This window comes from Aliivibrio sp. EL58, assembly GCF_900312675.1.
Taxonomy (GTDB): domain Bacteria; phylum Pseudomonadota; class Gammaproteobacteria; order Enterobacterales; family Vibrionaceae; genus Aliivibrio.
Map to the genome: position 1 here is coordinate 135,032 of NZ_OMPC01000006.1, position 21,862 is coordinate 156,893.

The 21,862-nt window shown below is 40.5% G+C and carries 17 protein-coding genes; 5 read left to right on the forward strand and 12 right to left on the reverse strand.

Going from position 1 to position 21,862, the window contains the following annotated elements; genetic code table 11:
* The first annotated feature begins 104 nt into the window (after positions 1-104).
* The gene (locus ED622_RS07980) at positions 105-533 is read left to right on the forward strand and encodes a universal stress protein (RefSeq protein ID WP_122033372.1); all 429 of its coding nucleotides are present in this window, start codon (positions 105-107) and stop codon (positions 531-533) included.
* Positions 534-599: 66 nt separating this feature from the next.
* Here the strand turns inward: ED622_RS07980 and ED622_RS07985 are convergent, their stop codons facing one another.
* A complete protein-coding gene (locus tag ED622_RS07985; protein ID WP_122033373.1) occupies positions 600-1,376 on the reverse strand; it encodes a class I SAM-dependent methyltransferase in 777 nt (258 codons plus the stop codon).
* Positions 1,377-1,529: 153 nt separating this feature from the next.
* On the opposite strand from ED622_RS07985, the gene asnC reads away from it, so the two are divergent.
* Positions 1,530-1,991, forward strand: a complete 462-nt coding sequence (gene asnC, locus ED622_RS07990; protein ID WP_122033374.1) for a transcriptional regulator AsnC — start codon at positions 1,530-1,532, stop codon at positions 1,989-1,991.
* Between the two features lie 242 nt (positions 1,992-2,233).
* Here asnC and hemN read toward each other — a convergent pair whose 3' ends face one another.
* The 5 genes from hemN to ED622_RS08015 form a co-directional block, all read right to left on the reverse strand.
* Positions 2,234-3,607 (reverse strand): oxygen-independent coproporphyrinogen III oxidase, encoded by a 1,374-nt coding sequence (gene hemN / locus ED622_RS07995; protein WP_122033375.1) that lies wholly within the window; start codon positions 3,605-3,607, stop codon positions 2,234-2,236.
* A gap of 106 nt (positions 3,608-3,713) precedes the next feature.
* Positions 3,714-4,205 (reverse strand): DUF2489 domain-containing protein, encoded by a 492-nt coding sequence (locus ED622_RS08000; RefSeq protein WP_122033376.1) that lies wholly within the window; start codon positions 4,203-4,205, stop codon positions 3,714-3,716.
* A 2-nt stretch (positions 4,206-4,207) separates the two neighbouring features.
* Positions 4,208-4,762, reverse strand: coding sequence for a Der GTPase-activating protein YihI (gene yihI / locus ED622_RS08005; RefSeq protein WP_122033377.1), 555 nt, complete (start codon positions 4,760-4,762; stop codon positions 4,208-4,210).
* A complete protein-coding gene (locus ED622_RS08010; RefSeq protein WP_122033489.1) occupies positions 4,762-5,403 on the reverse strand; it encodes a class I SAM-dependent methyltransferase in 642 nt (213 codons plus the stop codon). Before ED622_RS08010 ends, yihI begins: the two co-directional genes overlap by 1 nt.
* A 156-nt stretch (positions 5,404-5,559) precedes the next feature.
* Positions 5,560-6,177, reverse strand: a complete 618-nt coding sequence (locus ED622_RS08015; RefSeq protein WP_122033378.1) for a cytochrome c — start codon at positions 6,175-6,177, stop codon at positions 5,560-5,562.
* A gap of 287 nt (positions 6,178-6,464) precedes the next feature.
* Between ED622_RS08015 and yihA the strand changes: the two genes are divergently transcribed.
* Complete coding sequence (gene yihA / locus ED622_RS08020; RefSeq protein WP_122033379.1) at positions 6,465-7,112, forward strand: ribosome biogenesis GTP-binding protein YihA/YsxC; 648 nt, start codon at positions 6,465-6,467, stop codon at positions 7,110-7,112.
* 689 nt (positions 7,113-7,801) lie between these two features.
* Here yihA and polA read toward each other — a convergent pair.
* The 4 genes from polA to recQ all read right to left on the reverse strand — a co-directional run bounded on the left by polA (position 7,802) and on the right by recQ (position 14,289).
* A complete protein-coding gene (gene polA, locus ED622_RS08025; RefSeq protein WP_122033490.1) occupies positions 7,802-10,603 on the reverse strand; it encodes a DNA polymerase I in 2,802 nt (933 codons plus the stop codon).
* Between the two features lie 746 nt (positions 10,604-11,349).
* On the reverse strand, positions 11,350-12,021 hold the full coding sequence (locus ED622_RS08030; protein WP_122033380.1) for a 7-cyano-7-deazaguanine/7-aminomethyl-7-deazaguanine transporter: 672 nt from the start codon (positions 12,019-12,021) through the stop codon (positions 11,350-11,352).
* A 138-nt stretch (positions 12,022-12,159) separates the two neighbouring features.
* Entirely contained in the window at positions 12,160-12,450 is a 291-nt protein-coding gene (locus tag ED622_RS08035) for a DUF3630 family protein (protein ID WP_122033381.1), read from the reverse strand.
* A 3-nt stretch (positions 12,451-12,453) separates the two neighbouring features.
* Positions 12,454-14,289: an ATP-dependent DNA helicase RecQ gene (recQ, locus tag ED622_RS08040; protein WP_122033382.1), complete on the reverse strand. Its 1,836-nt coding sequence runs from the start codon at positions 14,287-14,289 to the stop codon at positions 12,454-12,456.
* 181 nt (positions 14,290-14,470) lie between these two features.
* On the opposite strand from recQ, the gene rarD reads away from it, so the two are divergent.
* Positions 14,471-15,379, forward strand: a complete 909-nt coding sequence (rarD, locus tag ED622_RS08045; RefSeq protein WP_122033383.1) for an EamA family transporter RarD — start codon at positions 14,471-14,473, stop codon at positions 15,377-15,379.
* Positions 15,380-15,790: 411 nt separating this feature from the next.
* Here rarD and uvrD read toward each other — a convergent pair whose 3' ends face one another.
* Both uvrD and ED622_RS08055 read right to left on the reverse strand, forming a co-directional pair.
* Entirely contained in the window at positions 15,791-17,995 is a 2,205-nt protein-coding gene (gene uvrD / locus ED622_RS08050; protein WP_122033384.1) for a DNA helicase II, read from the reverse strand.
* Between the two features lie 158 nt (positions 17,996-18,153).
* Positions 18,154-20,670 carry a class I adenylate cyclase gene (locus ED622_RS08055; RefSeq protein ID WP_122033385.1) on the reverse strand — a complete coding sequence of 839 codons (2,517 nt, stop codon included), beginning with the start codon at positions 20,668-20,670 and terminating at the stop codon, positions 18,154-18,156.
* 255 nt (positions 20,671-20,925) lie between these two features.
* On the opposite strand from ED622_RS08055, the gene hemC reads away from it, so the two are divergent.
* Positions 20,926-21,861: a hydroxymethylbilane synthase gene (hemC, locus tag ED622_RS08060; RefSeq protein ID WP_122033386.1), complete on the forward strand. Its 936-nt coding sequence runs from the start codon at positions 20,926-20,928 to the stop codon at positions 21,859-21,861.
* Position 21,862: the final 1 nt, after the last annotated feature.

The window sequence follows — 21,862 nt, forward strand, 5'->3', positions numbered from 1 at the left end:
ATCATCTGCAACAAGAACGAGATCTAGGCAACAAAAAAATAAAAGTACTGGTGATAATCTATCTTTATAAAGAGATTCAATATTGAATTTATAGGAGAAACATCATGAGTTACCAACATATTCTTGTCGCTGTCGATTTAACAGAAGAGAGTAAATCTTTGGTTACTAAAGCTGCAGGGCTAGCAAAAGCTTTGGATGCTAAGGTTTCTTTTATTCATATCGATGTAAGCTACGCTGAGCTTTACACTGGCTTAATTGATATCAATCTTGCAGAAACACAACATCAGGCGATGGAAGCCTCAAAAGAAGCCATGAAGCACTTGGTGGAGTTTGCAGAGTACCCAATCCATAAAACATTAGTAAGTAGTGGTGATTTGAGTAATGAGCTGTGTGAGGCGATAGAAAACCTTGATGTCGACCTTGTGGTTTGTGGTCATCATCAAGATTTCTGGAGTAAATTGCTGTCATCAACCAGACAAGTGATCAACACCTGTCCTATTGATGTTCTTGTGGTGCCATTTAAAGACGAATAAAGCTTAGCTAATTATGAGCTGATATATTTATAAGCAGACATATTTAACAAGCACGGTGCGGCTACATTACATGGCCGCATTCACATATACATCAAAACGGTTCTTTTTCGTCTCAATCGCCATTGATGGTTTTTGGTTATCCAGCCACTCTGCGTAATCTGGACGTTTTACCACAACACGTTTCTTTGCCATGATTAATGCCGGTGCTAACAATGCATCGGCATCGTTATCTGCGCCAACTAAAGATTGAAAAACACGCATTTCTTTTTTCACTAATGCGCTTTTCTTTTTATTCTCAGGATGTGGGTACATAGGATCAAGATAAACCACATCAGGCTGTTGAAAGCTTTCTTGCGCCATTAATTGCTCTAACGCATCATGACTTGAAGCGTGAAGTAAAGACATTCGCTCTGAAACCCATGTACCGATTTCTGTATCTTTTTTGGCGCGAGCTAAGCCATCATCAAGTAAGGCTGCAACCACTGGATGACGCTCTACCATTTGAACTTTACAACCTAACGATGCTAATACAAACGCATCACGTCCAAGCCCTGCCGTACCATCAAGCACAACTGGCGTTGCCCCTTTGTTTAAACCAACCGCTTTAGCAATAGATTGTCCTTTACCACCACCAAATTTACGGCGATGAGCAACAGCACCTGAAACCAAGTCAACAAAGATTGCGCCTAGTTTAGGTTCATCACGCTTATGAAGTTCCAGCTGCTCTGTGGTTAATACCAAAGCAAAAACATTATCTTGGTCATGCGTTAATCCCCAGCGAGTGGCAATAGCCTCTAACTCAGGTTGACGATTTGGGTCTTCACACAATAACGCTATTTGCACAGGGCACTCCACCGGCTTAATCAATTAGGAACAGCAAGCGCCTATGGTAATAGATATTAATAAAAACGACTAGATAAAGTGCTCGCTGTCCTGGGGATCTTGAGGTAATTTAAAGACTGGACGATATAAATTCCCATCAGCTAAGGACGCTTCATGAATCAAACCAACAAAATCGATGATCTCGACCGTGATATTTTACAAGCGCTGATGAATGATGCCCGCACCCCTTACGCTGAATTAGCGAAGCGCTTTGATGTCAGCCCTGCAACCATCCATGTACGCATCGAGAAAATGAAAGCTGCTAATATCATTGAAGGGACTGAGGTGATCGTTAACCCAAAAACATTAGGTTATGACGTCTGCTGTTTTATTGGGATTAATTTATACGCCGCTCGTGATTACCACTCAGCGCTTGCTAAATTAGATGCATTAGAAGAAGTGGTTGAGGCCTATTACACAACGGGGGCTTACAATATTTTTGTAAAATTGATGTGTAAGAGTATTCAAGAGCTGCAGCATGTGTTGATTGATAAGCTGCAAGCGATTGAGGAAGTGCAGTCGACTGAGACGCTGATCTCGTTGCAGAATCCGATCAGTAGGAATGTGAAGCCGTAAAGGTAAGAGCAGGGTTCAGATCGGTCGCAAGCTCCCTTAAAGGATTCAGAGGTACTCGTTGTAATCACAGCACCAAAACAGAAAGAACACTGCCTGAAACCTGCAAGCGAAGCGTCCTGAAACCTTGCTCTAAAAACAAAAAAACCGCAGGTGCATCAACACCTACGGCTTCAAATTTTTAGACAAACTACAACGCTTTTACTCGCCCCTCGAAGGACGAAGTCCGTTCTCGCATCTCGTTCCTAGATCACTCTAGAAAACTGCTGCTGACGCGCACGATCTCGCAAGTATTTATCAAAACACATACAGATATTACGGATCAATAAACGACCACGCAGTTCAACGTCAATACGCCCTTCGTGCATAGTCACTAATTCATCGTTAATAAACGTTTGTAGAAGCTTAATGTCTTCCGCGAAGTACTTATCAAAGTCTAAATTAAACTCCGCTTCAATCGCTTTGGTATCCAGGGTGAAATTACAGATAAGCTGTTTAATCACTTCACGACGAATTAAATCATCTTGGTCTAGCGCAACACCACGCCACAGAGCGTGACGTTTTTCGTCAACCTGAGCGTAATATTCTTTTAAGTCTTTTTTGTTCTGTGCGTAGCTGTCGCCAATCATTGAGATAGCTGATACGCCCATCCCCAATAAATCACACTCACCTTGAGTGGTGTAACCTTGGAAGTTACGGTGAAGAATGCCTTCACGCTGTGCAACTGCTAGTTCATCATCAGGCAGTGCAAAGTGATCCATACCGATAAACTGGTAGCCTGCTCCAGTTAGGTTTTCGATGGTTTCTTGCAGCATCACTAATTTTTCAGCAGGTGCTGGTAAGTCAGCATCTTTGATTTTACGTTGCGCAGCAAACAGCGTTGGCATGTGTGCATAGTTAAATACAGACAAACGACCCGGTTCCATTTCTAGTACACGCTTGATCGTTAATGCTAAAGATTCTGCTGATTGCTTTGGTAAACCGTAAATCAAATCAAGATTGGTTGAGCGGAAACCTAAGTCTTTTGCTCGTTGTACCATAGAGATAATAAAATCTTCATCTTGATCGCGGTTAACCAAGTGCTGAACTTCTTTATTGAAGTCTTGTACACCAATGCTTAGACGGTTGAAGCCTTCATCACGTAGATGATCAAGCATATCCAATTCAATTTCACGCGGGTCAACTTCAATGCTGATCTCTGCGCCTTCTTCAAAGTTAAACTCACCACGTAATAAATTCATTAAGCGAGTAAACTGAATTTTAGTTAGGAAGGTTGGAGTACCACCACCAAAATGCAATTGCGTTACTTTACGTTCAGTAAACAGTGCTGCACGCTGACGGATTTCTAGTTCTAGTGAATCTAAATAAATATCCGCTTTATGGTGATGACGAGTGATCACTTTATTACAGCCACAGAAGTAACATAGCTTGTGACAGAATGGGATATGAATATAAAGAGACAATGGGCGTTCAGGGTACTGAGTACACGCCATATCGAATTCAGCAGGAGTATAAGCTTCGTGAAACTCTAAAGCGGTTGGGTAAGAGGTGTAACGTGGACCTGAGTAGTTATACTTCTCAATGATCTCTTGGTCCCATACTATTTGTTGATTTGACATGACTAACTTCCATCTCTTTATATCTGCATTGACACTATTCCTGCATCATAAAGCATTTGCTTCACAAAGCCGATGACTTCAATGCAGTGGTAAATAGAAGTGTCGATCAGATCATTTTAATATCAATTTTTTGATTCAGTGGCTTAATACGATCATGCAATTGTTGAATTTCAATTTTAATCATATCTTGCAGACGAGCTTCCGCTTTAGTTCGAACTAAATTGTCTTTCATTCGATCTTGTTTTGCGAGTTCTTGTCTTGCATCACCGCGTGGCATGTCTTTGACTACATGAAATAACTCAGATAACGCAGGGTAATCTTGTTCAACATCAATACGGTCATCTTCTTGTAGATAATCCATAATGCTGTACAAACGAATCGCCAACTCAGAGTGATCACATTGCTCTTGCATACCAGCCTGACAAAGCAGCACCACATTCTCAAAAATATTGGCGTTACGTTTTTGTATCGCCAATTTTCTGTGTTGTTCTTGCAGTTCCTTCTGCTTTTTTAACTTCATCAGTAAACTGCCAGCATAACCGGCTAGTGCAAGAATAATTGCACCGCCAAGCAGTGCTAACAGGGTTACTGTAGACATAATTACTTAAAGTCATCCATGTTGAAGTCATCAAATTCCGCAAGTAGATCGTCATCGCTTTTCGCTTTGCGCTCTGCAAACTCAGGGAATTCAGCAATTTCTTCTTCTGATTCTGTTTCTTCGTCATCTAATAAGCCTAAACGACCCATTAAGTGCTCGATACGTGCCAATTTCTCATCCACGTATTTCTGAAGACCAGTACCTAGGTTCTCACCATTATCGAGACGGTCTAGAAGAACCATTAGCTGTGCATCATTTTCTAACATCGCAAGCTCTTGCTCATTCGTTAGACGACGCTCTTGCTTACTTGTTTTCTTCTTCTCTTCAACAACAAGTTGAATTGGTTTTTTACTACCAATACGAGGATCTTTTTTCTGAGCGAAACGACGATTTTGTTCTGCGTTACTTTCAGCATTACGAGCACCGGCTTTTAGGCCTTTACGCTTTCTTTTACGCTTGATTTCGCGGCTGTCTACGTCACGATCAGTACGGTTACGTGTTACAACTACTGGCTCACTCGCCATTCCCGGAGTACGGGCTTTTTTAATACGGCTCATTACTGGGTTTTCCTCAGTAAGATGACATCATCTCCAACAAATTCTAGCTCAAGTCGGTAGCGTTTTGCTACAAACTCAAACGTTTCCCTGCTGAAGAAGCTGACATGGGTTAAATCACTCTTGTAATGCCAAGTGGCAAACGCGCTTTCGTCCCTGGCTAGTTTCGTCATGATACCTAACCAACCTCCAGGTTTTATCAAGCTCAATAACAATTCCAATTCGTTTTGAGGTTGATAAAAATGCTCAATAGCTTCTGTACAACTGACGAAGTCATACTGCTTATTGAACACGGACTTATCTGGTGTGTAATAAATATCATAGAGTTCGATATGGTGACCGGCCTCTCTCATCATATGAGCAAGCAATGGTCCAGGGCCACATCCAAAATCTAGTCCTTGTTGCGGTGTCTCACCAACACGTTGCAACAGCGGCTCAGAAAATCGAGATAAGAAGGTTCGGTACCCTTCATCTTCAAGATTATTTTTATGGCAATCATAGTGCGCTTTTTCTGCTTTTGCGTCGAAACGATCTGCCTCATCCACATAAATAAGATAGCAGTGCTGACAGCGATAATAGCGTCGGTGCTTATCTTGGTGGAATTTATCAGCATGTAAATGCTGACACAAAGGGCAAGGCTGCATCATAAGCTCACTACTGCTCCCTGAAAATTCTAGGGGCGGAAGTATACCCGATACTGGTGCAAAGATAATCGTTTTAACGTTTTTTTTCATAAAAAAAGCAGCTACAAGAGCTGCTTTTTAAAATTTGGACTCTTATTGAAGAGTTTACATTAATAATTAATGTAAACCACCAACGTATTTAGACAATGTTGAAATGTCTTCATCCGTCAGTTTCTTCGAAATATCTCGCATCATCGCGTTCATATCATTAGAACGATCACCTGAGCGGAATTTTTCTAACTGCGCTTTAATGTAATCAGAGTGTTGACCTGAAATCTTAGGAAAACCAGACAATGATGTACCATTACCACGAGGACCATGACACGCAACACACGCCGTAATTCCACGTTCCATATCACCCGCTAAGTACAAGGCTTTACCAGCAGGAATCGACTCTTCTGGTGTTGTATTATCAGCCATCGGTAAAGAGGCATAATACGCGGCAATATCCTTAGCTCCTTGCTCATCAACGCCCATCGCCATTGCACCCATTACTGGGTCCATACGACCTTGTTTACCTTGAGTTTGCATACCTAATTTAAATTCATTAATTTGCTTTTCAAGATAACCTGCGTGTTGACCTGCTAGGTTTGGGTATTGGGTCAAAGCACTATTACCTTCTTGACCATGACACGCCGTACATGTTGCAGATTTTTGCTTTCCAGCTTCGATATCTCCTTGAGCCCATGTTGAGCAACTAGCTAGGAGAGTTAATATCAGCGCTAATTTTTTCATGACATTCCATTTATTATTATCGTTCCCTCACAATGAGTTATCCTTTTTAATAGGATTTATTTACATTGTGTTGGATATTAAGCTTCCAGTACCGCTCTAAATTGGCTACAGCATGGTACAATGAGCGACCTTTACCGTTTTTGTTCTAAGTTTGTCACCATAACGTTAATAGTGACATCCTTAATGCGGTTATTTTACACATTTTCACAAAAAAGTAATCAGCTGACTACAATAATCCTACTTGGATCATTATCTACAGCTTGGTTTCCTTCGAGACGGAGTTAACAGTGAGCAAAATCATTCACTACCAAAAGACGCACTTCATTACCAGTGCACCAGATATTCGCCATCTACCTGAAGATGAAGGTATTGAAGTTGCCTTCGCTGGCCGTTCGAATGCGGGTAAATCAAGCGCATTAAACCGCTTAACAAACCAAAGAGGCTTAGCTAAAACATCTAAGACTCCTGGTCGTACGCAATTAATTAACTTATTCAAAGTTGATGAAAACTGCCATATCGTGGATTTACCAGGATACGGCTTTGCTCAAGTACCAATTGAGATGAAAAAGAAGTGGCAGAAATCTTTAGGTGAATACCTACAGAAGCGTCAGTGCTTAAAAGGCTTAGTGGTATTGATGGATATCCGTCACCCGCTTAAAGATATTGACCAACAACTTGTGTTTTGGGCTGTTGATCAAAATATTCCAGTACAAATCTTATTAACTAAAGCTGACAAGCTGAAAAGTGGTGCGCGTAAAGCTCAAGTGCTAAAAGTGCGTGAAGCTGCAGTAGATTTTGGTGGTGAAGTGGTGGTTGATGCATTTTCTTCATTAAAGGGCATTGGTGTTGATATTCTTCGTGCCAAGCTAGATACATGGTTTGCACCAGCTTTTGAAATCGATGATGAATTCATTGAAGGTCTAGATGCTGAATAAACAGAGTATATAGATACAGCCTGTGACAAAAAATAACCCCACCTTAAGTGGTGGGGAAATGGGAGAGATAAAGAGGTGTTTTTATTTTTCTGCCGCGCATAATGCTACAATCTTCTCTTCGAAACAAATCCTCGAAAAAGCCAAATCCCTTTAAGAATTAATAACACACTTAAAAACAACAAATCTGTCTTGAAAATCACGTAGAAACAAACCTATCCATTAAAAAACAATAAGTTAAGATAATTATGTGAATTAATTATCAATAAAGCAACTTGTAGTAAAATTACATATATTGAAAGATAAGAAGAAAGGAAAAAGTGAAGAGAAAACCTGAAGATGACTTTTTAGAAGGCCAGAAAGAAAAAACGCCCCAGTCAAAAAGGTTGACTGAGGCGGCTGAATTTAGCCAAATCCAATAACGTGAAACAAAAGGTCTGAAAGATAGAACATCTTTACCTCTGTACCCTACGCAGATAAATGTACAACAAACGAACAGTTTTGAAAACCTTTTTTTGTAATTTTTTTTCAGTTTCGTTCATAAAAACACAACATTCATCTGATGGAGGTCACTTTATTTTAGGTAAAAAAAAGCCAACGCGTGCGCTAGCTCATAGTTTTAGTTTTAGATGTAACTTAGTTACAATTCAGTCAGTAATAAGTTTTATCATTTTTATAACAATATCGTTAGCTTAGTGGGCTTCATCCCAATTGTTACCAAAATCACTCTCTGCAATTAATGGCACATCTAACTCGACTGCACTTTCCATTAATGCCGTTACTTGCTTAGTCACGTCTTCTAATGCATCTTCTTTCACTTCAAAGACCAATTCATCGTGTACTTGCATTAACAAGTTAACTTGACCATTCCCTTCCGCTTCAATCCAGTTATCCACTAAGATCATTGCTTTCTTAATGATATCAGCCGCAGTACCTTGCATTGGCGCATTGATTGCAGCACGTTCAGCCGCTTTACGACGCATCGCATTACGAGCATTGATTTCAGGCAAATGTAGGCGACGGCCATATAACGTTTCTACATAACCTTGTTCTGTTGCTAACAAACGAGTTTCTTCCATGTATTGCATTACACCTGGGTAACGCTCGAAATACACATTCATGTAATCTTGAGCTTCACCACGAGAAATCCCAATTTGTTTAGCAAGACCAAATGCACTCATGCCATAGATCAAACCAAAGTTGATGGCCTTAGCACGGCGACGATCTTCAGAGGTCACTTCTTCTATTGATACGCCCTTCACTTCTGCAGCGGTTGCTGAGTGAATGTCTTTACCTGCCGAGAACGCTTCTAATAACGCTTTATCTTGAGATAAGTGCGCCATGATACGCAATTCAATTTGAGAGTAATCGACTGCTAGGATTTTCCAACCATGAGGAGCAACAAACGCTTGGCGAATACGACGACCTTCTTCATTACGAATAGGGATATTCTGTAGGTTTGGATCGGTCGATGATAAACGACCCGTCGCTGTGACCGCTTGATGATAAGAGGTATGCACACGACCCGTCGTTGGATTAATCATCTTTGGAAGTTTATCGGTATAAGTCGACTTTAATTTTGCTAAGCCACGGTATTCTAAAATCAGCTTAGGAAGTTCATACTCTAAAGCCAATTCTTGCAGTACTTCTTCATTAGTTGAAGCTGCGCCTGATGGTGTCTTTTTAATAACTGGCAGTTCCATTTTCTCAAATAGAATCGCTTGCAGCTGCTTTGGTGAATTCATGTTGAACTCTTGGCCTGCGACTTCATACGCTGCTTTTTCTAGCTCATCTAAGCGCTGCCCAATTTCAAGTGATTGTGCAGAAAGCAGCATGTCATCAATATAAACCCCTTTTCTTTCCATACGAGAAAGTACAGAGATCAAAGGAAGCTCAATATCAGTAAATACTGTGTTTAACTTCTCATCCGCCACGAGTTTTGCGTGTAATACGTTATGTAAACGCAGCGTGATGTCAGCATCTTCAGCGGCATAAGGTGCCGCTTCATCTAATGCGATTTGGTTAAACGTAAGTTGTTTCTTACCTTTACCTGCGATCTCTTCAAAAGATATGGTGTTATGTTGCAGATAACGTAGAGCTAGGCTGTCCATGTTGTGCTTGCCTGCCACACTGTTATAAACGTATGACTCCAACATAGTATCGAATTTAATGCCTTTCATCTCGATATCGTAACGCGCTAATACACTTGCATCGTATTTTAAGTTTTGACCCACTTTTGCTTTGTTGTCGTCTTCTAAATACGGTTTTAATTGCTCAAGAACCCAATCACGATCAAGTTGCTCAGGGGCATCAAGATAGTCATGAGCAACAGGAACATACGCAGCTTCGCCTTCTTCGATAGCAAATGACAAACCAATCAGGTTAGCCACCATGTAATCTAAACTGTCTGTTTCTGTATCAAATGCAGCGACTTCTGCATTATTTAATTTTTCTAACCAAGATAGAAATGCTTCTTTGGTTAAAATAGTCTCGTACTTTGAACGATCTATTTGAGCAGCAACAATTGTTTCTTCTTCAGCTTCATTAGCACTGTCTGATGAGCTCGTTGCTCGATTTGCTGATGTTTCATGTGAAACGATCTTACCGTCACTGCCGTCTAACATTTCAGTTAGCCAGCGCTTAAAGTTCATTTGACCAAACATCTGAATTAATTCATCAACATCTGGGGCTTGTTTTACAAGCTCTTCAGGTCGCTGCTCTAATTCAACATCAAGCTTAATGGTCGCTAGTTCATAAGAAAGGTAAGCCCCTTCTTTATTCTCTTCTAACTTTTTCGCCATGCCTTTTGAGCCACGGAAACCTAATGGTGCAATATCATCAAGATTGGCATAAAGGGCATCTAAGCCACCCACACCTTGTAATAGTGCTCTTGCTGTTTTATCACCAATGCCAGGAACACCCGGAATGTTATCTGAGGTATCACCCATCAGTGCGAGATAATCAATAATCAGCTCTGGTGGCACGCCAAATTTCTCTTCAACACCTTCAGGTCCCATGATCACATTTGTCATGGTATTGATCAGAGTTACGTTTTCATCAACCAATTGCGCCATATCTTTATCGCCAGTACTGATCAGTACTGGAATACCCGCTTTTGATGCCTGCGATGCTAACGTACCAATCACATCATCGGCCTCTACCCCTGATATAGAGAGCAGTGGTAAGCCCATTGCTTTGATCAGTTTATGTAGAGGTTCAATTTGACAACGTAAATCATCCGGCATAGGTGGACGATTCGCTTTATACTCTGGATACATGTCATTACGGAAGGTTTTTCCTTTCGCATCAAAAATAACCGCAACACGATCCGTTTCAAATTGTTTTAGAAGACTACGTAGCATATTGATAACGCCATACACCGCACCCGTTGGTTGGCCGTCGCCATTAGTAAAATTAGGCGCTGCGTGATACGCACGGAAAAGATACGAAGAGCCATCCACTAAGATGAATGGATTATCAGGAATTCTTGCCATAGTCGGTATTATCCAGAGGTTATTATGATCAATGAGTTTCATTTTATACCCAAGTAACTTAAAGATGCCAGTTTCAGTACGAATTGCTTGGTTTTTAGGCTTCAAACTGCTCAATATCGTGGGTTCTTGCTTTTCTTTACTTTAATGAATAGAAATAGAACTCTTTTCTTAGGCATCTCCTGTGGATAACTCTGTTTGTAATTATTTTTTGGTTAATTAATAACTAATTTATCAATTCAAAAAAATACAATTAAAAACTAAAAAATCAAATGGTTAGATCTAAAAAAACGATCAACAAAGAGATCCTTACTTGATCATGCTTTGTGGACAATAATATTAACCTCCTTATTTATGTATGAAAAAAGACCGCTTTAAAAGCTCATTATTTATAAAATAGTCACTAGAAACTCAAAAAACAGACAAAAAAAAGCGGCGTCTTCGATAAGAAGCGCCGCTCAGCAAAAAAAGAATAATGGTGTCGTTAACTTAGAAACGCCACCACCACTCATAGAGCTGATTTATACTGGAAGCAATGTGAGCAATGTCGTGCCTTCTTGAAGTTGTGCGGGGTAAACCGTAGTGCGTAACTCCCTGAAGACAATGTAATAATAACCATTCTCATTTAGATTGCAATAGGTTAATGAGAAAAGATCTCAACTAATTTATAAAAACGTTTGTTTTCATGTTGTTATGATATAAAAAAGGCCAGCACATTGCTGACCTTACTCTTGTATTTTTCTTTAACACTACGACTGAGAAGCTGATGTCGCCAATTGATGCCCTTCTGAGGTTAACTTACGAATTAAGTAATTCAGTAGCACACCATACATTGGGACAAATAAGCCTAAGCTAATCACTAATTTTACACCGTAATCAACCAACGCAATTTCAGTCCAATGTTCCGCCATGAAAGCATCAGGGCTGTGATAAAAAGCAATAGCAAAGAATGCTAAGGTATCTATCGCATTACCAAACAATGTTGAACATGTTGGAGCAACCCACCACTGTTTTAGCTGACGAAGACGGTTAAATACATGAACATCTAATATCTGTCCCAGTAAATAAGCCATAAAGCTTGCGATCGCAATACGAGCAACAAATAAGTTAAATTCACCCAGTTGTGAAAAACCTTGATATTGACCTTCAAAGAAAATAACCGATAAGAAATAAGAGACCGCTAATGCAGGCAACATAACAAAGAAGATGATACTTCTTGCCATTTTTGCCCCAAAAATACGAACTGTTAAGTCTGTAGCTAAGAAAATGAAGGGAAAAGTAAATGCACCCCATGTGGTGTGAAACCCAAACAAAGTGAATGGGATCTGAACCAAATAGTTACTAGATGCAATAATTACAAGGTGGAATACGACAAGGAAAGATAAAGCATTGCGCTGTTGCGCGGGCGTAAATGTACTCATATAAGTACCTTTTTGTCATTGGGGGCGAGGGAACCCAAATTAAACACAAAGCTAAAATCACCGTTTATTTACGTAATGACTCTAGCCAATTTTCAGGGCGGTGATTATACATTAACCGCTTTTGATCACAAGAGCCGCTTAAAACAAACCTGCAATAAACGCCAACTCTTCTTGATGTTCGGTGCGAGCTAAGGCTTCAAGCCATACCGAATTCGAATAATGCTCAGCGCGTAACATAAATTGCGCGCCTTCAAAGTCGATTAACCACGAGTGTAAATCCGCATCCATTTGCTGCTCAGTGATCTTGGCATCCATAGCGCTCACTAACTGCTTACCTATCGTTTCAAAAGAATCAAAATCAAACTCTGGAATAGAAAAGATGATCCGTCCCGCGTCTTTATCAAACTCAATTACTGAAAATAGACTCATGACTTATCCTTGTCCGGTTATGTGCATTTCAATCAAATCCAAGAATGGATCAGCGTATTTTTCTAGTTTCTTTTGCCCTACTCCATTAACCGCCAACATTTCACCATACGAGGTCGGCGTGATATCAGCCATGTCCATTAAGGTCGCGTCACTGAAGACAACATAAGGCGGTAAGTCATCGCGATCTGCAATCGACTTTCTCAATTTACGTAACTTGGCGAACAACTGCTTATCGTAATTACGGTTATTGAGTTTCTCTGATTTTGCTGTTTTCGCCGCAATATCTAAACGCGGAACAGCAAGCTCTAAGGCTTCTTGTCCTTTTAAGATAGGACGGGCTTCTTCTGTTAATTGTAAGGTCGAGTTTCGCGTAATATTCTGCGCTAATAATCCTTTATGGATCAGCTGGCGAATAATACTCACCCAATACTCATGGCTGTGTTCTTTACCAATACCATAAGTCGATAACTTATCATGTCCGTGCTCTCGAATACGGGCAATCTTCAACCCTCTGAGTACTTCCACTACATAGCCAACACCAAAACCTTGGTTTACTCGATATACACACGATAGTGCTTTTTGTGCAGCTTCTGTACCATCAAACTGTTTTGGTGGGTCTAAACAGACATCGCAGTTACCGCAAGGCTTAGCGCTGTATTCTCCAAAGTAGTTTAATAGTACTTGGCGACGACAAGTTTGGGCTTCAGCAAAAGCGGTCATGGCATTCAGTTTATGGCTTTCTACCAATTTTTGAGGACCTTCAGGCTTCTCTTCTACCAACTTTCTTAGCCATACAATATCGGCAGGATCGTATAGCATTACCGCTTCAGCAGGTAGGCCATCGCGCCCTGCTCTACCCGTTTCTTGATAGTAAGATTCAATGTTCTTAGGTATATCAAAGTGTGCGACAAAACGAACGTTTGATTTGTTGATCCCCATACCAAACGCCACCGTAGCGACAACGATCTGAATATCATCACGTTGAAACGCTTCTTGGACATAGTTGCGCTCATCCAAATCCAAACCAGCATGATAAGCCGCTGCTCGAATATGGTTATTGCAGAGCTTTTCCGTCAGCATTTCTACTTTCTTACGACTACCACAATAGATCACGCCACACTGGTTTTTCTGCGTGGCAAGATAGCGCACAATTTGGCTTACGGGTTTGTGTTTCTCTAATACGGTATAGCGGATATTAGGGCGATCAAAACTGCCCAAATATTCATGAGGATTTGGTAAGGAGAGGCGGCTTAAAATGTCTTTACGTGTTGCTTCATCCGCCGTCGCAGTTAGAGCCATAATCGGAACAGCTGGAAAACGTTGTTTAATTTGTCCAAGTGATGCGTATTCTGGACGGAAATCGTGACCCCATTGTGAAATACAGTGCGCTTCATCTACTGCTATCATGCAAAGATTTAAGGACTCTAAACGATCCATAAAATCACGCATCATCACGCGTTCAGGAGAAACATACAGCATTTTTACCACGCCAGAGTTAACACGATTCCAAATCGAAATTTGCTCTTCACGATCAATGGTTGAGTTTAAACATTCCGCCTTTACTCCATTAGCTTTAAGTTGATCAACCTGGTCCTTCATTAATGAAATTAAAGGAGAAATAACCAAGGTTAACCCATCAAAAACCAATGCGGGTATCTGATAACAGAGAGATTTACCCCCGCCCGTAGGCATGATAACGAGGCTGTCTTTACCATCAAGGACGGCATTGATGACTTCTTCTTGTCCAACACGATATTCTTGGTAGCCAAACACGTCTTTTAAAACAGTGTAACTCTGTGAAACCTGTTCTGCTGGCTGCTCTGCGATAATGCTGGACATAAAAAACTCATCAATACTATGGGAGGCTTATTCTACCTATGGTTATTGGTGAGGAAAAGAGCAATAGGAAAATACTAGGCACATTCGACACTCCCCTCTATACTTCGTCGCATAACAACTCATACAAGGTGTGATCATAAAACCACCTTTCCCGTTACATTACTTCGTTAAGAATCGACTTATGCCAACCACTGAAATCGAACAACAGCGCACTCGTCAGGGTGTATTTTTTGCTCTTAGTGCTTACACCATGTGGGGTATTGCACCTATTTATTTTAAAACCATCAGTGAAGTGTCGCCTTTTGAGATTTTAAGTCACCGTATTATTTGGTCTTTCTTTTTTCTAGCTGGATTGCTGTTTCTATCTAAAGGATGGAAAACCGTTGCCAATACATTAAAAGATAAACGAAAAATGGGTTATCTAATGACAAGCAGTGTGTTGATAGGCGCTAATTGGTTAATTTTCATTTGGGCTGTCACTGCTGATCACATGTTGGATGCCAGTCTCGGCTATTTCATCAACCCCATTTTTAATGTCATGCTCGGTATGATCTTTTTAGGGGAACGATTACGAAAATTACAGTGGCTTGCAGTTGTTTTTGCGGCTATCGGCGTTCTTATCCAATTAATCACATTTGGATCGATACCTATCGTTGCGTTAGCCCTAGCCTGTAGTTTTGGGTTTTATGGACTATTACGTAAGAAAGTAGCGATGGATGCGCAATCAGGCTTATTTATTGAAACCTTGGTTTTATTGCCAATCGCAGCAACCTATTTGCTATTTATTGCCAACTCTCCAACCTCAAATTTTGCAGAGAACTCAACCAATCTAAATTTACTCCTAATTGCCGCAGGGATTATCACTACGGTTCCTCTGCTTTGCTTTACTGGCGCAGCAACACGATTAAAGCTATCAACGTTAGGTTTCTTTCAATACATAGGGCCAAGCTTGATGTTTGTTCTTGCGGTGGGTCTTTACGGTGAAGCATTTAGTACAGATAAAGCGATTACTTTTGTCTTTATTTGGGGTGCGTTGATTATATTTACTACGGACGCATTATTATTCAAAAAGAAGAAAATTGCATCATAACTCTAAAGTATTAAACAATTACTTACACTATAGCCACACAAATATTATAAATAATAGAGCTAGTTTATAATATATAAATATATTATGTGAGAATCGTAAAAAAACCATGAAATCTATTACTTATTATGTGACACTAGTTTAATAAAAACAAAATAAACTATTGATAATATTGTAATTAGGTATCTATTATGGCTAGGTGTACGAAATGTAATACGGAGCTACCGCTCTTACCAACAAAAAGAAGTTTTGTGGAAAAACACATAACTAAACGCGATACGAAAAAATTCAAATGCCATGGCTGCAATGAATTACAATTCATAAGCCCATTTACGTCAAGAAAAGTAGATGCCGCATAGAAATAAAAAAAGAGAGCATATTTGCTCTCTTTTTTTATTTTCGAATCACTTAAATTTACATTGATTCTAATTTTGCATATTGAGTGACAAGCCACTTAATACCTTCACCGTTAAAGGCGACTTGTACTCGACCTTGCGCGCCAGCACCTTCAAAGTTAATGATTGTACCTTCACCAAATTTAGGGTGCTTAACTCGTTGCCCTAATGCATAGCCAGTTTCATTAAAGTTATTATTAATCGCTTTCTGGCCAAATCGACTGTCAGATGAACCCTCTTGAGAACCATAACCACCATAAGACCCCGTTCGGCTTACTTTAGCCTTCATACGAACTTCTTCAACACAGTTAGTCGGGAGCTCTTTAATGAAGCGTGACGGTTTGTGGTATTTCTCTTGGCCATACACTCGGCGCGTTTCTGCATAAATAATATACAGCTTTTCCATCGCACGCGTCATACCAACATAACAAAGACGACGTTCTTCTTCTAAACGCCCTGCTTCTTCTGCTGACATTTGGCTTGGGAACATCCCTTCTTCAACACCCACCATAAATACTAATGGGAATTCCAACCCTTTAGCACTGTGTAATGTCATCAGTTGAACCGCATCTTCAAACTCATCTGCTTGACCTTCACCGGCCTCTAATGCAGCATGAGTTAAGAAAGCAGTTAAGTCTGTCATCTCTTCTGCTTCTTCTGGCTTATCAAACTGACGAGTCGCCGTTACCAGTTCTTCCAAGTTCTCAATACGGGCTTTTGATTTTTCACCTTTCTCTTGCTCATACATCGTAAACAGGCCAGAGCTTTTAATCACTTGGTCCGTTTGTTCATGTAAACGACAGTCACGAGTATCGTCTTCTAATGCATTAATTAGCTCGATAAAACGGCTTAATGCACCGGCAGCACGACCCGGTAATACTTGCTCTTCAATCAAAGCAAGACTGGCTTGCCACATGGTCGCTCCACGTTCACGCGCTGCAAAACGTACTGTTTCTAATGTTTTATCACCCAAGCCACGCGTTGGTGTATTTACAACACGCTCAAAAGCCGCATCATCATGACGATTGTTCATTAAACGAAGGTAAGATAAAGCATCTTTGATCTCTTGTCGTTCGAAGAATCGCATACCACCATAAATTCGATACGGTAATCCTGCTTGAATTAAGGCTTCTTCTAATACACGAGATTGGGCGTTATTACGGTACAAGAACGCTGAATCTTGCAGTGCTCCACCGTTATCACGCCACTCTTTAATTTTCCCTACAGCAAAACGGGCTTCATCCATTTCGTTATAAGCAGAATAAATAGAAATCAGATCGCCATCCGCGTCTTCAGTCCATAACTTCTTACCCATGCGCTCAGTGTTATTACTGATCAGTTCATTGGCAGCATTTAGAATATTCGCAGTTGAACGGTAGTTTTGCTCTAAACGAATGATCTTAGCACCCACAAACTCATCTAAGAATTTTTGAATATTTTCGATTTGAGCACCACGCCAACCGTAAATAGACTGATCATCATCACCCACGATCATCACTTTACAATCAGAGCCCGCCATCATGCGTAACCATGCGTATTGGATGTTGTTGGTATCTTGGAATTCGTCGACCAAAATGTGCTTGAAACGCGCTTGATAATGTTCACGTACGTGTTTGTGATCACGCAGTAATTCATGCGCTCTAAGTAGGATTTCAGCAAAATCAACCAAGCCTGAACGATCACACGCTTCTTGATAAGCGGTATAAACTTTTAGCCAAGTCTGAGCGATAGGATCATTAAATGTATTGATTTGATGAGGACGTAGACCTTCGTCTTTCTTACCATTAATAAACCAAGCTGCTTGACGTGCAGGCCAGTTTTTATCATCCAAATTCTGAGCTTTGATCAAACGTTTTAATAAACGCTGCTGATCATCTGAATCAATAATTTGGAAACCTTCTGGTAATTTCGCATCCAGATAATGTGCACGAAGAATACGATGACAAATACCATGAAAGGTACCGTTCCACATCCCGCCAGCACTGCCATGCATTAACTCTTCAATACGACCACGCATTTCTGCTGCCGCTTTATTGGTAAATGTCACTGACATAATAGAGAAAGGAGACGCTTGTTCGATTTGCATTAACCATGCGATACGATGAACAAGTACTCGAGTTTTACCACTACCGGCACCCGCAAGTACAAGCATGTTTTCTAACGGAGCGGCTACGGCTTCGCGTTGTTTGTCATTAAGACCATCAAGAAGAAAAGAAACGTCCATCACATCACACTGGTTATTTATACATGTGCGTGAAGTATATACTGAAATGAAGTGAGACCCAAACGCCGAGGGGGGATTTGCCTTTAATTGAGCAAAGCTAAGACTGACTTCGACTTAGCTTATACTTAATATGCCTTCGCTTTAGTTTATAAGAAAGCTTAGGCTTGTTTTGCCTTACATTGTTGCTGTCCGCTACGATAAGGAAGAATACAAGCTTCTTGCTCACCATTAGAAACCACCTCATAAAACTGAGGTAAATTGAAGTTCACTTTATCTGGATTCGCTAAGTCCACATTGTTACGACTTGAGGTGTAATAATGATTAATGCTGTTTACCATGTCATCTTTACTGCCATAACATTGGTGGTAAATCTCAACCTTATTCTCTTCATCTAAGACGTAAATATTAAAACCTTCGTCCTGACTGTCATCAAAAAAGAACTGAATTAAGCCTTCACTTGCAAACGAATCTACCGCTTCAGGAATCGCAACACCACTACTATCGCCAAGAGGAATCGTCGTTGAACCAATCGCTTTATTGGTTGAAATACTTGAATAGAATTGAACTGAATCTTCCAATTTCTGAATCGATACACCACGGCGTTCAAAGAATAAACCATACATGGTCGAGCCAATTTTAATGCCTTTAAAGCGACGGCGTTTTTCGTTATTTTCAACCGGTTTTAGACGAAGTTCGATACACTCAGCCAACAATTGATAGATATTATTACGAATAATACCGCGCATTTGTTTACTGTAGCAGAAGACATCTACCGACTCAGGGCGAGTAGCATCTTGGTGCATTTTACATAGCACGGTTTTAAGCGCATCTAAAATTGCCGTTTCACCACTGAAGTTAAGTGTTCTTACTTCATGCCATGAATTGCGATATACCAAGTCGACACTGCCGATCAAATTATTCTGGTCGCTACCACAACTAAAGATATCAGCATCCGTCTGATTCATACGCTCAGGCTTCATCTTCAATGTTTCAGTTGGGTCATTTTCCAAATTAATAAAAATAGAAAGTTGGCGAACCTCACATGGGCTACCTAACTCTTCTTTGGTTGGTTGTGGCATATGTACTGAGAAGGTATTTCTTAGATCACTCACCATTTGATAGAACTTATCAATGTTCAAATCAGCCTGACGAACAACCGCACCTAATCGTGTAGATTCCGTTAGCAAACCATTAAAGAATGCCCACGCAACTAATTTACTTAAATATCTATTGTGCTCGAGATATTTTGCACCCATCAACTCTTTTGCAATTAATGGTTGTTTGTATACATACCAACCTGCTTTATTAATGCCGTTATCTTGTACTTCTATAAAACTTAAATCAGCTTCATGCAAGTCTGGCGAAATTTGCGGATTGAGTAACGTTACTTTGCCTGGGAGCTCTTCAAATGCGGCGTAAAGTTTACGAGCAAGAATACTGATATCTTCAGGGCTTATCGACGACGTTATGTCATTATTACGCGCAAAACGGATCAAGTTACGATAACTTTGCATTAACGCTTCTAGTAGATCGTTATGCGATTTTTTAACTTGTTCCACTTTCCACGTACGACGAGAATCAAGCTCAACAATCGTTGCTTGAGACCAACCCCATTGTGAGGTTAATTCAGTTAGCGCTTTGCGACGCCACTCTACAGAGCCTTGTCCTTGTCGACGTGACAATTTCTCATGTGTTTTAAGATAGAAACTGCGACGTACTAATTCTAGACGAGATGCGTCATTGGTACGCTCAAGATAACGCGTGACTTTTTCTAGCATCAGGTAATACGCATCCATACCGTAGAGATCAGGCTCATCGGCAAAGAATCGACGTTTACTATCAATACTTAATAATTGAGTGTGTGGGTATTCCCACGAATAAGCTTCTAACAAGATCGCTTTTAGCACCGACTTAAACGGTGAATCGATGCTCTTATAGAGTTGCCATAGGCTAGAACCAAAGTACTCTTCTGCTGGGATATGATTAAGGCGTCCAAAATCAATCCACTGCTCTCTTTTTATTACACCTTGAGAGCACAGCTGGTCGACATATTCGTCATAGCTTTCTTCCATTTCTGGAGGAATAATTTGCCATAACAGTTGCTGCCCACCAAGACATACCGCTGTACGGTAGAACTCATCTAATAATAATAAATGCTGCGAAGAACCACAGTTATCGCCCGTCATCTCTTCAGAATAAGCTTCACGAAAACGATTCTGTTCCATTAAGAAAAAGTTCGCTTCAATGTAAAACTGCTCTGCCCACTCAGTTAAAGCATCGCACTTTTTCTGCAATAACGCTTTTTTATCTGCGGGAAGATTTTCTGGAATGCAGACCCAAATATCAAGGTCACTGCCAATGGTTTGGCCAATAGAAGAAGTACTACCCATAGAATACAAACCAAGAATATTGCCTTGGTTAGAGGTAGATAGAGGGTAACGAAGCGTCAGTTGAGCCATCCACTCACGCTGCTTCTTATTTGCATGAAACTGTTTAATACCACTAGGTGCACCTTCAACAAAGCCCGGAAGTTCCGAGTGATTGAAATGCAATAGCAACGGCAATTGATGGAAGATCTCCTGCCCAAGTGGTTTCATTAATGCTAACGCACGCTCTATACGTTGTTCAGTAAGGCGTTGTTGTCGAGCAATTAAAGTTTCAATATAGGTTTGCAAATAGAAAGCCTAGTTTATCTTTGTCATCAGTGATGACGGTTAATATTGAATACCATTTACTCAATACCGACGGTAAAACGTGATCAAGATAACACTTTTAATAATGCTCGTAAAGTTTACACGCTTACAACAATATGGGTGTCCATACTATTTCGGTGTCGTTTTTAACCTATAATCACACTGTTGTCATCCTGTATTTTCACCTCACCCTCAAGTAGTGGTAGGATAAGGCAATTATTTTGATCGGATACTACTATGTCACAGCAATTACCAGTTCGAATTGCCACTCGAAAAAGCCCTCTGGCTCTATGGCAAGCTCACTTTGTTAAAGATGCACTGCAAACGCTTCACCCAGGTTTGGAAGTAGAACTAGTTACCATGGTAACTAAAGGTGACATCATTCTTGATACACCATTAGCAAAAGTTGGCGGAAAAGGATTATTCGTAAAAGAACTTGAAGTGGCTATGTTAGAAGGTCGTGCTGATCTTGCGGTTCACTCAATGAAAGATGTGCCTGTTGAGTTCCCTGAAGGGTTAGGCTTAGTGACGATTTGTGAGCGTGAAGACCCACGTGATGCATTTGTATCTAATACTTATACTTGTATTGAAGACTTACCACTAGGTTCGGTTGTGGGTACTTGTAGCTTACGTCGCCAGTGCCAATTACAAGAAGCTCGTCCAGATTTAATAATTAAAGAGCTTCGCGGCAATGTGGGTACTCGTCTACAGAAATTAGACGATGGTAATTATGACGCAATCATTCTTGCCTGTGCAGGTCTTATCCGTCTTGGTCTAGAAGATCGAATCAAAAGCTCAATTGAACCAGAACAATCTTTACCTGCCGTTGGCCAGGGTGCTGTTGGTATAGAAACTCGTCTAGATGACACTCGTATTCGTGCTCTACTTGAACCACTTAATCATCCAGAAACCGCACATCGAGTTCTGTGTGAACGAGCAATGAACAACCGCCTTGAAGGTGGCTGTCAGGTTCCTATCGGTAGTTATTCATTAATTGATGGTAACCAAATCTGGTTACGTGCTTTAGTTGGTGAACCCGATGGCACTATCATGGTTCGTGGCGAAATTACTGGACCAGTATCAGATGCAGAAGCATTAGGTACCCAATTGGCTGAGCAACTACTTAACGATGGCGCGAAAGATATTTTAGATCGCCTATACGCAGACGCTTAAT

Bases quoted from the DNA above. Each gene is read 5' to 3' on its own strand.
- rarD (WP_122033383.1), top strand. From the start codon at position 14,471: ATGCCAACCACTGAAATCGAACAACAGCGCACTCGTCAGGGTGTATTT.
- recQ (WP_122033382.1), bottom strand. From the start codon at position 14,289: ATGTCCAGCATTATCGCAGAGCAGCCAGCAGAACAGGTTTCACAGAGT.
- hemN (WP_122033375.1), bottom strand. From the start codon at position 3,607: ATGTCAAATCAACAAATAGTATGGGACCAAGAGATCATTGAGAAGTAT.
- ED622_RS08000 (WP_122033376.1), bottom strand. From the start codon at position 4,205: ATGTCTACAGTAACCCTGTTAGCACTGCTTGGCGGTGCAATTATTCTT.
- polA (WP_122033490.1), bottom strand. From the start codon at position 10,603: ATGGCAAGAATTCCTGATAATCCATTCATCTTAGTGGATGGCTCTTCG.
- yihI (WP_122033377.1), bottom strand. From the start codon at position 4,762: ATGAGCCGTATTAAAAAAGCCCGTACTCCGGGAATGGCGAGTGAGCCA.
- ED622_RS08030 (WP_122033380.1), bottom strand. From the start codon at position 12,021: ATGAGTACATTTACGCCCGCGCAACAGCGCAATGCTTTATCTTTCCTT.
- ED622_RS08015 (WP_122033378.1), bottom strand. From the start codon at position 6,177: ATGAAAAAATTAGCGCTGATATTAACTCTCCTAGCTAGTTGCTCAACA.
- ED622_RS08035 (WP_122033381.1), bottom strand. From the start codon at position 12,450: ATGAGTCTATTTTCAGTAATTGAGTTTGATAAAGACGCGGGACGGATC.
- ED622_RS07980 (WP_122033372.1), top strand. From the start codon at position 105: ATGAGTTACCAACATATTCTTGTCGCTGTCGATTTAACAGAAGAGAGT.
- ED622_RS08010 (WP_122033489.1), bottom strand. From the start codon at position 5,403: ATGCAGCCTTGCCCTTTGTGTCAGCATTTACATGCTGATAAATTCCAC.
- uvrD (WP_122033384.1), bottom strand. From the start codon at position 17,995: ATGGACGTTTCTTTTCTTCTTGATGGTCTTAATGACAAACAACGCGAA.
- asnC (WP_122033374.1), top strand. From the start codon at position 1,530: ATGAATCAAACCAACAAAATCGATGATCTCGACCGTGATATTTTACAA.
- hemC (WP_122033386.1), top strand. From the start codon at position 20,926: ATGTCACAGCAATTACCAGTTCGAATTGCCACTCGAAAAAGCCCTCTG.